The following is a 14,485-nucleotide window of genomic DNA, read 5'->3' on the forward strand; positions in this document are numbered from 1 at the left end:
ACCTTGTGCACACTCAGGTTTTAAGCAGTTTGTGCGTTTGAAAAAATAAAAAAGGAGCCTAGGGCTCCTTTTTTGTGATTACGATAATGTTTTATACGTCTAAGTTAACCACACGCAATGCGTTCGTTTCAATAAACTCACGACGCGGCTCAACTTGATCGCCCATTAAAGTGGCAAATAATTGATCCGCTGCAACAGCATCTTCAATTGTTACTTGCAACATACGGCGTGCGCTAGGATCCATGGTGGTTTCCCAAAGCTGATTTGGATTCATTTCACCCAGTCCTTTATAGCGTTGAATGTAGATCCCGCGCTTAGACTCTGCGATCAACCATTCCAATGCATCCACAAAGTTATCAACAGGTTTTGTTTTCTCACCACGTTGGATATATGCACCCTCTGTGATGATATTAGCAATGTTTTTACCTGTTACAGCAATGCGTTGGTAGTCTCTTGATGTAATAAAGTCATAATGAAGTACGTGTGCTTTATCCACACCATGCTGACGAATATTCACAACTGGATAATACAAGTTACGCTCTGTATCGTGCTCAGTTCCCGCATGGAAAATAGTTGCATCTTCATCACGTTCAATTAAGTCATCAACCAGCTCTTTAGTCCAAGCAATTACCTTAGCTTCGTCTGAAAGGTCTTCTTTTTTCAGCTCACTTTGGTAAATCAAACGGTTCATAACTGTGTTCGGATACTTACGCTTTAAGCGCTCGATAACTTTAACCGTGTTTTGATAATCGTGAACAATTGACTCTAATGCTTCACCATCAACCGCTTCAGCACTATCACTAGTGTACAGTGCTGCATTGCTTAGCGCTAAAGATGTAAGATAATCAACTAATGCTGGATCATCTTTAATATAACGCTCTTGCTTGCCTTTTTTCACTTTATAAAGTGGAGGCTGAGCAATATAAATATAACCACGTTCAACAATTTCCGGCATTTGACGATAGAAGAATGTTAGTAGCAAAGTACGAATGTGAGAACCATCCACGTCGGCATCGGTCATAATTATGATACGGTGATAACGTAATTTCTCAGGGTTATATTCGTCACGGCCAATACCACAACCTAGTGCAGTAATTAGCGTTGCCACTTCTTGTGAAGAAAGCATTTTATCAAAACGTGCTTTTTCTACGTTTAAGATTTTACCTTTAAGCGGAAGAATCGCTTGATTCTTACGGTTACGACCCTGCTTGGCTGAACCGCCAGCTGAGTCACCCTCCACTATGTATAGTTCAGATTGGGCTGGATCTTTTTCTTGGCAATCCGCTAGTTTACCCGGTAAACCAGCTAAATCCATAGCACCTTTACGGCGTGTCATTTCACGTGCTTTACGAGCGGCTTCACGCGCGCGTGCTGCATCAATAATTTTGCCAACAACAATTTTTGCATCCATTGGGTTTTCTAATAAAAACTCAGTGAATTTTTCAGCCATTGCTTGCTCTACAGCAGACTTAACTTCACTAGATACTAGCTTGTCTTTTGTCTGTGATGAGAATTTAGGATCAGGCACTTTAACACTAACAACAGCCGTTAAGCCTTCACGAGCATCATCGCCCGTTGCGTTACTTGTTGTTTTAGCCTTTTTGTTAAAGCCTTCTTTTTCCATGTAGTTATTCAGCGTACGTGTTAGCGCAGATCTAAAACCAGCTAAGTGAGTACCACCATCACGTTGTGGAATGTTATTAGTAAAACAGTAAATGTTTTCTTGGAACGCATCATTCCACTGCATTGATACTTCTACACTAATACCGTCTTCTTCACGTTCGTGAGTAAAGTGGAATACCCCTTTGTGTACAGGCGTTTTATTACGGTTTAAGTATTCAACGAACGCTCTAATACCACCTTCGTATTTAAAATGGTCACTCTTATTTTCTTCGCGCTCATCATTTAAAATGATGCTCACACCTGAGTTCAAAAACGATAACTCGCGTAAACGCTTAGCTAAAATATCGTAATGGAAATCTAGGTTAGTAAACGTTTCTGCACTTGGCCAAAAACGTAACTCAGTACCGGTTGTTTCAGAATCACCAATAGCTGCAAGTGGTGCATCTGGAACACCCATAGTGTAAAACTGCTCGTAAAGTTTCCCTTCACGACGAATAGTTAGTTTTAACTTTTCTGATAATGCATTTACTACCGATACACCAACACCGTGTAAGCCACCTGATACTTTATAAGAGTTATCATCAAACTTACCACCAGCGTGTAATACCGTCATAATAACTTCAGCTGCAGATACACCTTCTTCTTCATGTATAGAAGTAGGAATACCACGGCCGTTATCTCTTACAGATACCGAACCGTCTAAGTGAATTGTGACAAATATATCATCACAGTGACCGGCTAAGGCCTCATCGATAGAGTTATCAACGACCTCAAACACCATGTGGTGTAAGCCCGTACCATCATCGGTGTCCCCTATATACATACCAGGACGCTTTCTTACTGCATCTAATCCTTTAAGTACTTTAATACTCGACGAATCATAATTCTCAGACATGGTTAATCCCACTTATCTTGTTATTAGGTTGCCATGTTTCACGTGGAACATTTTTAGTTCTCGTTTCATGGGTTCCACCACAGCAGAAATACTTTCAGATAAAATTGAAGAAATAAATATTTGAGAACTGCAATGAGTCAATAACTGACCCACTTTCTCTTTTGTATCTTCGCTTAGCTCTGAAGGTAAATCATCTATTAGCAATATAGATTGCTTATCTGTCTCTGACTCAATCAAACTATTTTGCGTTACTTTTAACGCATACAACAATAGCTTTAATTGCCCGCGTGAGAATACATTCTCAACGCTGCTGCCAGCGACACTAAAACTAAAATCAGCCTTATGAGGGCCTTTACTAGTAAAGCCTTGACGAGCATCTCGCTCAAAGCTTTGCTCTAACGCATCAGAAAGAGATTCGGCCTCTTTCCAGCCTGCATTAAAGCTAATTTCTAGATCGCGTATTAGCGTTAATTCTGCACACATTTTATCAAAAAACTGCTGCTTAAACCTAGTTATATACGCGATTCTTAATTTATTTATTTGTTCAGCCAGTCTAACAAATTCTTTGTCCCAAAACTTGATTTGGTCAAAATAATTCTTAGGCTTAGATTTCAACAATGCATTGCGCTGTTTTAGCACTTTATTAAATGATTGCCATAAGAAAAAAAACTCACGTTCCACGTGGAACAAACCTAAGTCTAAAAATTTTCTGCGCTCTTTAGGGCCACCAAAAAATAATGAATAGCTTTCTGGTGTAATAACTTGCACTGGCATAAGTTGAGCAAGTTCAGATACTTTTCGACTCGCCTTACCCTGTATTTTTAAATTGGTTTCACCCGTTTGGGTTTTACTTATCCCTATTGGAATAGATAAATCGTGTAACGCTTTTCGGCCATGAATAACAAACTGATCTTGTTGATGAGCGATGATGCTTTTATGTTTAGAGGTTCGGAAAGATTTGCCGTGAGAAAGGTAATAAATAGCCTCTAAAAGGCTGGTTTTTCCGCTGCCGTTTTCACCATAAATTATATTAACGCCGTTAACTGGTTCTAGCGTCAGTGCCTCAATATTACGAAAATATTTGAGGCTCAAATGACTTAAGCTCATTATGTATTTATAATCTTATAAACGCATTGGCATAACAACGTACATAGCTTCTTCATCGCCGGCACCTTCTATAAGTGCACTACTGTTTGAATCGGCAAGGGTAAATAATACATCTTCGGTTTTTAATGTATTTAATACATCTAATACATAAGAGACATTAAAGCCTATTTCTAGGTCATCACCCTCGTACATTACTTCAACCACTTCTTCAGCTTGCTCTTGCTCTGGATTGTTGGCTGTAATTTTTAATAAACCGTTTGATAAATTTAAGCGTACACCACGAAACTTTTCGTTCGATAAAATCGACACACGCTGGAAGGCATTACGAAGCCATTCACGATTCGCGGTAATTACCTTATCGCCACCGCGCGGTAAAACACGACGATAATCAGGGAAGCGACCATCAACTAATTTACTCGTAAAGGTAAATTCAATATCAATAATACGAATATGGTTGGCACCAAACTGAATAGTTACCAGCTCTTGATCAGCAACCATTAGACGCATAATTTCTTGCACACCTTTGCGCGGTATAATTAATTGGCGCTGTGTATTTAACGACTGACCTAGTTGTTTTTGTGCAATAGCTAAACGATGCCCATCAGTGGCAACTGTTTTTATATCGCTGTTATCAACTTCAAACGACATGCCGTTTAAGTAATAACGCACATCTTGGTTTGCCATTGAGAAGTGTGTGCTTTCAAGTAATTTACGTAATTCTAAACGCGTTAGTTGAAACTCAACTTCACCATCCCACTGCTCTAAATTAGGAAAATCTTCAGCAGCTAAAGTGGTCAATGAAAAACGACTTTTCCCACTGGTTAAAAGTAACTGATGGTCTTGCAAGCTTAAAGTAAGATCAGAACCATCCGGTAAACTTTTACAAATATCGAGTAATTTTTTAGCCGGTAATGTGAGTTTAGTATCGGCAACATCGTCACCTACAAATACACTCGCCACTAACTCAATTTCAAGGTCTGTTCCTGTCATTGAAAGCTGGCCATTTTCTACCACGAGCAATACGTTAGATAAAATAGGTAACGTATGCTTGCGCTCAATGGCACCCGATACTTGTACCAATGGTTTTAAAAATTGTTCTCTTGATATTGTTATTTGCATAATAAAGTCAGCCCTAAGATGACAATGTTCTTATTAAGTTTTGGTAATCTTCTTTAATCTCGTGGCTTTCGTCACGTAATGATTTAACTTTGCGACACGCGTGCAGTACTGTTGTATGGTCGCGCCCACCAAAGGCATCCCCAATCTCAGGTAAGCTGTGATTAGTGAGTTCTTTAGATAGTGCCATGGCAACTTGGCGAGGCCTTGCTATAGAGCGGCTACGGCGCTTAGACAGTAAATCAGATACACGTATTCTATAGTATTCAGCAACCGTACGTTGAATGTTGTCGATGGTGACTAGTTTGTCTTGCAGCGCTAATAAATCACGCAGTGCTTCTTTTACAAAGTCGATAGATATTGGGCGGCCGGTAAAGTTTGCGTTAGCAATTACACGGTTTAATGCCCCTTCAAGCTCACGTACGTTTGAGCGTAATTTTTTAGCAATAAAAAATGCCACTTCATGCGGTAAGTTAATTTTACTTTGCTGGGCTTTTTTCATCAAAATAGCAACGCGGGTTTCAAGCTCTGGCGGCTCAATCGCGATGGTTAATCCCCAACCAAAACGAGATTTAAGGCGATCTTCAACCCCTTCAATCTCTTTAGGGTAACGGTCAGAGGTTAAAATAATTTGTTGGTTACCTTCTAATAATGCATTAAAGGTATGAAAGAATTCTTCTTGAGAACGTTCTTTATTAGCAAAAAATTGAATGTCATCAATCATTAATGCATCAACACTACGGTAATAACGCTTAAACTCTTCAATCGCATTATTTTGCAGTGCTTTAACCATGTCTTGAACGAAACGTTCTGAATGCATGTAAACAATTTTAGCATCGGGCTTATTGGCCATAATACCGTTGCCTACCGCATGTAATAAATGCGTCTTACCTAAGCCTGTACCACCGTAAATAAATACAGGGTTAAATGCAGAGCCAGGGTTGTCTGCTACCTGAGTGGCAGCCGCTTTTGCTAATTGGTTAGATTTACCCTCAACAAAACTATCAAAGGTATAGTTTTCTTTAATGTTTGATTTATAACCAGATTTAGGAGCTGGCTCTACAACCGGTTTTTGTTCTCGAGGCGGTTGTTTTGCCGTTGATTGCGTGCTTGGGGCTGATTGTGTTTCAACCACTGGTGCAGCTTGTGCATTTAATAGCGGCTTGCTACCTACATCAAAGCGTAACTCGGGTGCTTCTACACCACAAATTTCTACCAATAATTCATTTATTCTATTTAAGTACTTCTCTCTCACCCAATCAAGTACGAAACGATTAGGCGCATAAATCGTCAAGGTATCTTCGGTACTTTCTGCTTGAAGTGGTCTGACCCACATACTGAATTGCTGCGAAGGCAATTCATCCTGCAATACATATAAACAACTTTGCCAAACCGACAGATACACAGTAAAACTCCCAGAGATATAATTTTTATTCCCGCACATCAATAATGATTCAAAAATCACACCTGTATTGCGTTTAAATGGCTCAATAAGCAGCCCAAGACCGACTATTATGAATGCACTTTATCCACAAGTAAAAGATTGATTTTTGTAAAATTGTTGATATCGATGTATAAATATAATAACAGACTGATTTAAATAGCTTTTTATTTTAAAGCTTGATTAGAGATCATAACAAAACTGGCAGCAGATCGCGACCACAATTTACGATCTAATTTACTTTTCCCATGCTTTTATTCACTTTTTATACAGGGGCTGTGGAAAACTTCTTATTTATGATGATCCTATCGGATCATGAAAATTGATCATAAATAAACATGCTTTACGCACTCTATTATGATTGACTTTTCGTCACTTCATCTATAATATCTCGCGCTCGCAATGGCACCTGTGCCAGGATCGCGACCTGCATAGGATGTTTTAACTTTAACCGATCGGATGAGATTGTTATGAAAAGAACTTTTCAACCTAGCGTTTTAAAACGCAAACGTACACACGGTTTCCGTGCTCGTATGGCAACTGTAAATGGCCGTAAAGTATTAGCTCGTCGCCGTGCTAAAGGCCGCAAAGTTCTTTCTGCTTAATTTATAAGTGGAAGACTTTAGCTTTGGCAGGGAGTTACGTCTGTTAACTCCCTCGCATTACTCTCGCATATTTAACGAACCCGCTCGGGCTGCAACTCCTTTCTTTACCTTATTAGCAAAACCAAGTGACCAGTCAAAACCTAGGTTAGGCCTTACTGTTGCTAAAAAACGTGTAAAAAAGGCATGTCAACGAAACCGTATTAAACGTCTTGCTCGCGAAAGTTTTCGTTTAAATCAACACACACTCGATAATATTGATATTGTGTTGATGGTTAAAAGTGGCATTGATGAACAGTCTAATGAAGAATTAACCAAACAACTTACAAAGCTGTGGCGTAAGATTAATGAACGCTGCAAACCTGGTGCCCCTAAACCGCCACCATTTAAAAAACGCCCAAACAAATCAGCTAAATCGACTAAACAAACCCAATAGCAATAGAATTACAGGGTTAATTAAGGTATCTTTAGCTCACCTTTTAATCATGCGTTTAAAATCTCATAGTGAGTCTTTAAATACATGGTATCTATTCACTAAACATAACGTAGGGGCATGTACAACATGAGGTTACTTAAACCACTTGCTGCTTTACCAACACGTTGTTTAGTTTTATTTATCCGCGGTTATCAAAAGTGGATTAGCCCGCTATTAGGTCCGCATTGTCGTTTTAATCCAACGTGCTCTAGTTACGCTATTCAAGCAATTAATTTGCATGGATCGGTAAAAGGGTGTTGGTTAGCTGTTAAACGCATATTAAAATGCCATCCTTTACATTCAGGCGGAGACGACCCCGTTCCTGAAAAATTAACCCGTATTAACCACCAACACGAGAAATAAGAGCTGTTATGGAATCGCAACGCACGTTTTTATTCATCGGCCTAATGCTAGTGTCGTTTTTATTATTTCAAGAGTGGAATAATGACTACAACACACCAAAAGCCGATCCTAGTGCCACTACACAAACACTAAAAGCAAATTCACCAGAATCAGATGATTATGTTCCAGCTTCATCAGACTCAGGTTTACCTGCTTCAACAACTTTAGCTAAACGCGCTGTTATAAATATTACAACAGACGTGTTTAAGGTAAAAATTGACACCAAAGGTGGTGACATTGTTGAAACAGACTTAATTGATTATAAAGAAACCAAAGGCAGTGATGTTCCTTACATGCTACTTGGTGAGTTTGATGGTAAACAATACTTTTCACAAAGTGGTTTAATTGGTTTAAATGGACCAGATGCATCAGCGAATGGTCGTCCTACTTACCAATCAGAACAAACTTCTTATACTTTAACGGGTGATGAACTTCGTGTTCCTCTTCAGTTTACTGATAGTAACGGTGTAAGTTTCACTAAAACCTATGTATTCAAAAAGGGTCAATATGATGTTGGCTTAGAATATAAAGTTAACAACACCACTAGCTCGCCAGTACAAGTTCAGCTTTACACACAAATAAAGCGTACCGTACAAGAAAAAGGCAGCATGGTTGATCAAAACTATTTAGGGGCTGCATACGGTACTGATGAAGAACCATACGAAAAGTATAGTTTTTCAGATATGGCCGATAAAAACCTAAACATAAACACCCAAGGTGGTTATGTTGCCTTTATACAGCATTACTTTGTAAGTGCTTGGGTACCAATGCAAGATCAAGCAAATACACTTTATAGTTTAATCACTAAAAGTAACGCGGCTATTATTGGTGTTAAAGACGAAGCGGTAAATGTTCAAGCTGGTAGTGAGCAAGTACTTACTGCGACTTATTACATGGGCCCTAAAGAGTCAGATAAACTTGAAGCGATTCACACTGACTTAGACTTAACCGTTGATTACGGTTGGTTATGGTTTATTTCTCAACCTTTATTTGTGCTATTAAAATGGTTACACAGTATTTTAGGTAACTGGGGTGTAGCAATTATTGCCATCACTATTATTGTTAAATCATTAATGTACCCACTGACTAAAGCACAGTACACCTCAATGGCTAAAATGCGTGCATTACAGCCTAAGATGAAGGCGCTAAAAGAAAAGTATGGCGATGATCGTCAAAAATTCGGCCAAGCGACGATGGAAATGTACCGTAAAGAAAAAGTAAACCCTATGGGTGGCTGTTTCCCTATTTTACTGCAAATGCCAATCTTCTTAGCCTTGTTCTATGTATTCTTAGAGTCTACAGAACTTCGTCACGCTGAATTTGTACTTTGGCTAACTGACCTTTCTGCGAAAGACCCATACTACGTATTACCAATCTTATTTGGTGCGAGTATGTTTGTAACGCAAAAACTACAACCTATGACGGTTACCGATCCAATGCAGCAAAAAATGATGACCTTTATGCCGGTTATCTTCTCTGTGTTCTTCTTATGGTTCCCATCTGGTTTAGTACTTTACTGGTTAGTGTCTAACCTTATCTCTATTGTCCAGATGTTAATCATCTACCGTGGCATGGAAAAGAAAGGTATTAAAGTAAGGGGCGATTAATCCTCCCTACTTATATAAAGGCGACTTAGGTCGCCTTTTTTATTGCCAATTTTTTATAACAGCATTCGCGAGTGCCTATTTGATAGGTTACAATACCGCCATTACGTTATTTAAGTTGGCAAATAAACCGCATGATCAATCACGATACAATTGCAGCACAAGCCACTGCCCCAGGCCGAGGCGGTGTTGGTATTATTCGCGTTTCAGGAAACCTAGCCAAACAGGTTGCTGAAAAAATAATTGGCAAAGTCCCTAAAGTTCGCTATGCCGACTATGTGCCATTTAACACCCTTGCAGGTCAGCAACTTGACCAAGGTATTGCGATTTACTTTGCCGGCCCACACTCATTTACCGGTGAAGATGTACTCGAACTTCAAGGCCATGGCGGCCCTGTTGTGCTTGATATGCTACTTAAAGAAATTAGTAAAATAGACGGTGTACGTTTAGCAAAGCCTGGTGAATTCTCTGAGCGTGCGTTTATGAACGACAAGCTTGATTTAACTCAAGCAGAAGCAATCGCCGACTTAATTAATGCAACCAGTGAGCAAGCGGCTAAAAGCGCCCTACAGTCACTTCAAGGCCAATTTTCTAAGCACATAGAAACCTTAGTTGAAAAAGTCATTCACTTGCGGATGTACGTAGAAGCCGCTATTGATTTTCCTGATGAAGAAATCGATTTTTTATCAGACGGAAAAGTGGGCGGTGATTTAAATGCCATTATTGAGCAGCTTAATGCCGTAACCAATCAAGCCAAACAAGGCAGCATAATGCGCGAAGGTATGCGCGTCGTAATTGCTGGTCGCCCTAATGCAGGTAAATCAAGCTTACTTAATGCATTAGCAGGGCGAGAAGCGGCCATCGTAACTGAAATAGCTGGCACCACTCGTGACGTATTACGTGAGCATATACATATAGATGGTATGCCACTGCATATAATCGACACCGCAGGCTTACGAGAAAGCCCAGATAAAGTTGAGCAAATAGGTATTGAACGTGCCTGGGATGAAATAAACCAAGCCGATCGGGTATTATTTATGCTTGATGGTACCGATACAACTGATACCGATCCACATGCTATTTGGCCTGAATTTATGGCTAAATTACCCCAAGGTATGGGCGTAACCGTGATCAGGAATAAAGCCGATTTATCTGGTGATACGGTTGGTATGGATCAAGAGCAACAATATCCGGTCATCAGTTTAAGCGCTAAAAATGCTGACGGTATAGAACTAGTGCGTGAGCACTTAAAAGCCTGCATTGGTTTTGATGGTGCCACAGAAGGTGGCTTTATGGCACGCCGTCGTCACTTAGATGCACTGGAACACGCAGCCTATCACTTAGATACGGGTAAAACACAATTAGAAATGCACGTGGCCGGTGAAATCCTCGCTGAAGAACTACGTTTAACACAGCAGTATCTTAACGAAATAACTGGTGAATTTACTTCTGATGATTTGCTTGGCAAAATTTTCAGCTCGTTCTGTATCGGTAAATAGTTGAACTAATAATTGAATCATTAAGGGCACCTAGGTGCCCTTTTTAATGTCCTACTATTTTTAATATCGACTCGCCAAAATGTATTTTAATAACTCACTTTAAAAACCAAACAGACTAAAAAATATAGCTAAATTGCACCAATATTAGCCTCCATTCATGTTTAAAAATGTGTTTAAGGCAGATGAGCTAAACCTATAATCACACCAAACAACAGATAAACTACCTACATTAATAGTAAAAAATTAAGCTTATTTCCCCCTAAAAGAGAACCTATTACATTAGCTTTTCAAGCTGGGGCATAGGTAATTATAAAACCATAAAAATAAAACGTACCTAAAAAGTAAGTTTGATCGCCCACTCCACCAGCAAAATATAGTTAATTTCTTAGTTTAAATTGATGAAAATTATTTTTTTGCAGATCAGTTATCCACAATTGGGCTTTTATTGCCTTGAAAATGAGTTAAAAGCGATAAAAAGTAAAAATATGCTGTGTTTAAATAAGCTAAATAGCGATTTTTAGAAAATAAAAATGGATTTTTAGTCTGATCTGCATAAATAGATCATTTTTTAAAATTATTTTCGATCCCAACTTTAAGTTATCAACATGCTTTGTATCCACACTAAGATCAACACGCCTTTATCTATAAATTTGTACTAGCTGGTGGTTAACACTCAATATAAAATCAATAACTTAGCAAATTATTAATAATATTGGTTTTTAGTTAAGCAGAGCTTTCCCCAACCTTATCAACAACTTGATCAGAAGATTACATTTAAAGATATTTTGTTAAATCATTAATAATCAACAAGTTAAGAAAGAAATTAATACCAAGGCTTAAATTACCACAAAAATAGTTATACAAAATAACACTCTTAACTTTACTGTTATACTCACTGAGCTATCATAGGCAGCAATTAAAACTAATAGTGATCAGCCATATTCATGAGTTCAGTAAATATTATCGTTGGTAGTCAAATGGGATCCGCCGAGTACGTTGCAGAGCAGTTAAATGATGCACTTAACAACCAAGGGATTAATAGCCAACTACATGATCAACCTGAATTTAATGAAATAGATCAACAAAATACTATTTGGTTGGTTTGTACATCAACCTACGGTGCGGGTGATTACCCTGACAACCTGATTGGTTTTATCGAACAAGTATCGCAAGTGGATGATCTTTCGCATTTAAAGTATTCGGTTATTGCGCTTGGCGATACTAGTTACGACACTTATAACCTTGCAGGACGTAATGTAGATACTCTTTTAAGCCAAAAAGGCGCTGTAAAAGTAGCACAACGTTTAGAGCTTAATATTCTTGATGAAGCACTGCCCGAAGATACGGCCTTAGCTTGGTTAGACTCATGGATAGCACAGACAGGTTTAAAATAGAAAGATCAAGCGAAAAGTTATAAATAAAGTTACCCACAATTTGCTAATAATTTAATAAGTTTTGTGGATAAACACTGATTAAACTGCTTTTTTAGCCATGCTTATCCATGGGATAAGATCGAGACTTGATCGGCCTGTGTATAACAGCCTGTTTTGATCAGAGCTTATTTGCCTGAAGATCCGATCATACTAACACCTTTAGATCCGATCTAATTATATGTTTTTAATCATGATCTAAAGCTTATCAACAGAAAAACCGATCAGTAGTAGTAATAGTATTAAAAGATCTCTTTAAAAGATCCTTTATATTATTAGAGATCACTTACTTAGATCTTGAGCACTGTTTAATCATTTATCTTCTGCTAATTTCTAGGTAGAATACGCTCCCTTTTGAAGTTTACTGGTTTGATTTAAGTAGGATCCCATTAATGATTTTTCACGAAAATTTTGACGTTATCGTAGTAGGTGGTGGACATGCAGGCACTGAAGCCGCATTGGCAGCTGCCCGTATGGGGATGAATACCCTGCTGCTGACTCACAATATGGATACCCTTGGTCAAATGTCTTGTAACCCAGCAATTGGTGGCATTGGCAAAGGCCATCTGGTTAAAGAAATTGATGCCCTAGGTGGCGCAATGGCTCAAGCTATTGACAAAGGCGGGATCCAATTCCGCACGCTTAATTCTTCTAAAGGCCCTGCTGTACGAGCGACGCGTGCACAAGCGGATCGTGCCTTGTACAAAGCGGCTATTCAAAACACACTTCAAAACCAAGAAAACTTAAAGATTTTTCAGCAATCATGTGATGATCTAATCGTTGAAAATGATCGTGTAACCGGTGTGGTGACACAAATGGGTTTACGTTTTAGTGCACCTAGTGTGGTACTAACCGTGGGTACATTCTTAGGCGGTCAAATTCATATCGGCCTTGAAAATTTCAAAGGTGGCCGAGCTGGCGATCCGCCTTCAATTGCCTTAGCTGATCGCTTACGTGAATTACCATTTAGAGTAGATCGTTTAAAAACAGGCACGCCACCGCGTATTGATGCCCGGACTGTTGATTTTAGTAAAATGCAAGAACAACCAGGTGATGCACCAACACCGGTATTCTCATTTATGGGTAAACAAAGCGACCATCCACAACAAATTCCGTGTTACATCACTTACACCAATGAAAAAACACATGATGTTATTCGCAAAAACTTACATCGCTCACCTATGTACTCAGGTGTTATCGAAGGAATAGGCCCACGTTACTGTCCGTCTATTGAAGATAAAATTGTCCGTTTTGCAGATAAAGATAAACACCAGATATTTGTAGAGCCAGAAGGTTTAACGTCATACGAGTTATACCCTAACGGTATTTCAACTAGCTTACCGTTCGATGTGCAGTTAGAAATTGTGCAATCGATCACCGGCTTTGAGAACGCACACATTTGTCGTCCTGGCTATGCTATTGAATATGACTTTTTTGATCCACGCGATTTAAAACAATCATTAGAAACAAAGTTTATTGATGGTTTATTTTTTGCTGGTCAAATTAATGGTACTACCGGTTACGAAGAAGCGGGTGCGCAAGGTCTGATCGCAGGTATGAATGCAGCATTACAAGTACAAGGTAAAGAGTCGTGGACACCACGTCGTGATGAAGCCTATGTTGGCGTACTGATTGACGACTTAGCAACACTGGGTACAAAAGAACCGTACCGTATGTTTACTAGCCGCGCTGAATACCGTTTGCTACTTCGTGAAGACAACGCTGATATTCGTTTAACTGAAAAAGGTCGTGAACTAGGTCTAGTTAATGATGAACGTTGGCAAGCATTCAACGAAAAAATGGAAGTGATCGCTAAAGAGAAACAGCGTATTAAAGATACCTGGATCCATAAAGATCATGCCATGGTTAATAAAGTAAACGAATTACTAAAAACACCACTTGTGCGTGAAGCCAGCTTAGAAGAATTACTGCGTCGTCCAGAAGTGCGTTATAACGACTTGATGGCGATCGAAGGACTCGGATCTGAGTTCACTAATCAGGCCGCCCTAGAACAGGTTGAAATTCATACAAAGTACGCAGGCTACATTGCGCGTCAACAAGATGAGATCAATAAGCAGCTTCGTCATGAAGAAACAATTTTACCAAAAGAGTTTGATTATAAAACCGTCTCTGGTTTATCAAACGAAGTAGTTGCTAAGCTAATTGATGCTCGTCCAGACACTATCGGCCAAGCTTCGCGTATTTCTGGTATCACCCCAGCGGCGATTTCGCTATTATTAGTGTATCTGAAGAAGCAAGGCTTGTTACGCAAAACTGCGTAACGGTAAAGG

The 14,485-nt window shown here is 39.1% G+C and carries 11 protein-coding genes; 7 read left to right on the forward strand and 4 right to left on the reverse strand.

Annotated features, from left to right (window positions below):
- Nucleotides 1-91 precede the first annotated feature (91 nt).
- The 4 genes from gyrB to dnaA are packed head-to-tail and all read right to left on the reverse strand — an operon-like array spanning nucleotide 92 to nucleotide 6,146.
- Nucleotides 92-2,518 carry a DNA topoisomerase (ATP-hydrolyzing) subunit B gene (gene gyrB / locus CWB77_RS15990; protein ID WP_008112961.1) on the reverse strand — a complete coding sequence of 809 codons (2,427 nt, stop codon included), beginning with the start codon at nucleotides 2,516-2,518 and terminating at the stop codon, nucleotides 92-94.
- A gap of 12 nt (nucleotides 2,519-2,530) precedes the next feature.
- The gene (gene recF / locus CWB77_RS15995; RefSeq protein WP_138623585.1) at nucleotides 2,531-3,625 is read right to left on the reverse strand and encodes a DNA replication/repair protein RecF; all 1,095 of its coding nucleotides are present in this window, start codon (nucleotides 3,623-3,625) and stop codon (nucleotides 2,531-2,533) included.
- A gap of 15 nt (nucleotides 3,626-3,640) precedes the next feature.
- On the reverse strand, nucleotides 3,641-4,744 hold the full coding sequence (gene dnaN, locus CWB77_RS16000; protein WP_008112965.1) for a DNA polymerase III subunit beta: 1,104 nt from the start codon (nucleotides 4,742-4,744) through the stop codon (nucleotides 3,641-3,643).
- 13 nt (nucleotides 4,745-4,757) lie between these two features.
- The gene (gene dnaA, locus CWB77_RS16005) at nucleotides 4,758-6,146 is read right to left on the reverse strand and encodes a chromosomal replication initiator protein DnaA (RefSeq protein WP_010392708.1); all 1,389 of its coding nucleotides are present in this window, start codon (nucleotides 6,144-6,146) and stop codon (nucleotides 4,758-4,760) included.
- A gap of 506 nt (nucleotides 6,147-6,652) precedes the next feature.
- Here dnaA and rpmH point away from each other — a divergent pair.
- The 7 genes from rpmH (at nucleotide 6,653) to mnmG (ending at nucleotide 14,476) form a co-directional block, all read left to right on the forward strand.
- On the forward strand, nucleotides 6,653-6,787 hold the full coding sequence (gene rpmH / locus CWB77_RS16010) for a 50S ribosomal protein L34 (RefSeq protein ID WP_008112968.1): 135 nt from the start codon (nucleotides 6,653-6,655) through the stop codon (nucleotides 6,785-6,787).
- A gap of 7 nt (nucleotides 6,788-6,794) precedes the next feature.
- Nucleotides 6,795-7,220, forward strand: a complete 426-nt coding sequence (rnpA, locus tag CWB77_RS16015; RefSeq protein ID WP_008467046.1) for a ribonuclease P protein component — start codon at nucleotides 6,795-6,797, stop codon at nucleotides 7,218-7,220.
- A 126-nt stretch (nucleotides 7,221-7,346) separates the two neighbouring features.
- A complete protein-coding gene (gene yidD / locus CWB77_RS16020) occupies nucleotides 7,347-7,622 on the forward strand; it encodes a membrane protein insertion efficiency factor YidD (RefSeq protein WP_008112973.1) in 276 nt (91 codons plus the stop codon).
- 8 nt (nucleotides 7,623-7,630) lie between these two features.
- Nucleotides 7,631-9,268: a membrane protein insertase YidC gene (gene yidC, locus CWB77_RS16025; RefSeq protein ID WP_055013151.1), complete on the forward strand. Its 1,638-nt coding sequence runs from the start codon at nucleotides 7,631-7,633 to the stop codon at nucleotides 9,266-9,268.
- Nucleotides 9,269-9,399: 131 nt separating this feature from the next.
- A complete protein-coding gene (gene mnmE, locus CWB77_RS16030; RefSeq protein ID WP_010392700.1) occupies nucleotides 9,400-10,764 on the forward strand; it encodes a tRNA uridine-5-carboxymethylaminomethyl(34) synthesis GTPase MnmE in 1,365 nt (454 codons plus the stop codon).
- A gap of 944 nt (nucleotides 10,765-11,708) precedes the next feature.
- The gene (gene mioC, locus CWB77_RS16035) at nucleotides 11,709-12,158 is read left to right on the forward strand and encodes an FMN-binding protein MioC (protein WP_008112109.1); all 450 of its coding nucleotides are present in this window, start codon (nucleotides 11,709-11,711) and stop codon (nucleotides 12,156-12,158) included.
- Nucleotides 12,159-12,586: 428 nt separating this feature from the next.
- Nucleotides 12,587-14,476 carry a tRNA uridine-5-carboxymethylaminomethyl(34) synthesis enzyme MnmG gene (mnmG, locus tag CWB77_RS16040; protein WP_008112111.1) on the forward strand — a complete coding sequence of 630 codons (1,890 nt, stop codon included), beginning with the start codon at nucleotides 12,587-12,589 and terminating at the stop codon, nucleotides 14,474-14,476.
- Nucleotides 14,477-14,485 lie beyond the last annotated feature (9 nt).

Origin of the sequence: Pseudoalteromonas sp. S1610, from assembly GCF_005887465.1 — a bacterium.
In the GTDB taxonomy this organism is placed as follows: domain Bacteria; phylum Pseudomonadota; class Gammaproteobacteria; order Enterobacterales; family Alteromonadaceae; genus Pseudoalteromonas; species Pseudoalteromonas undina.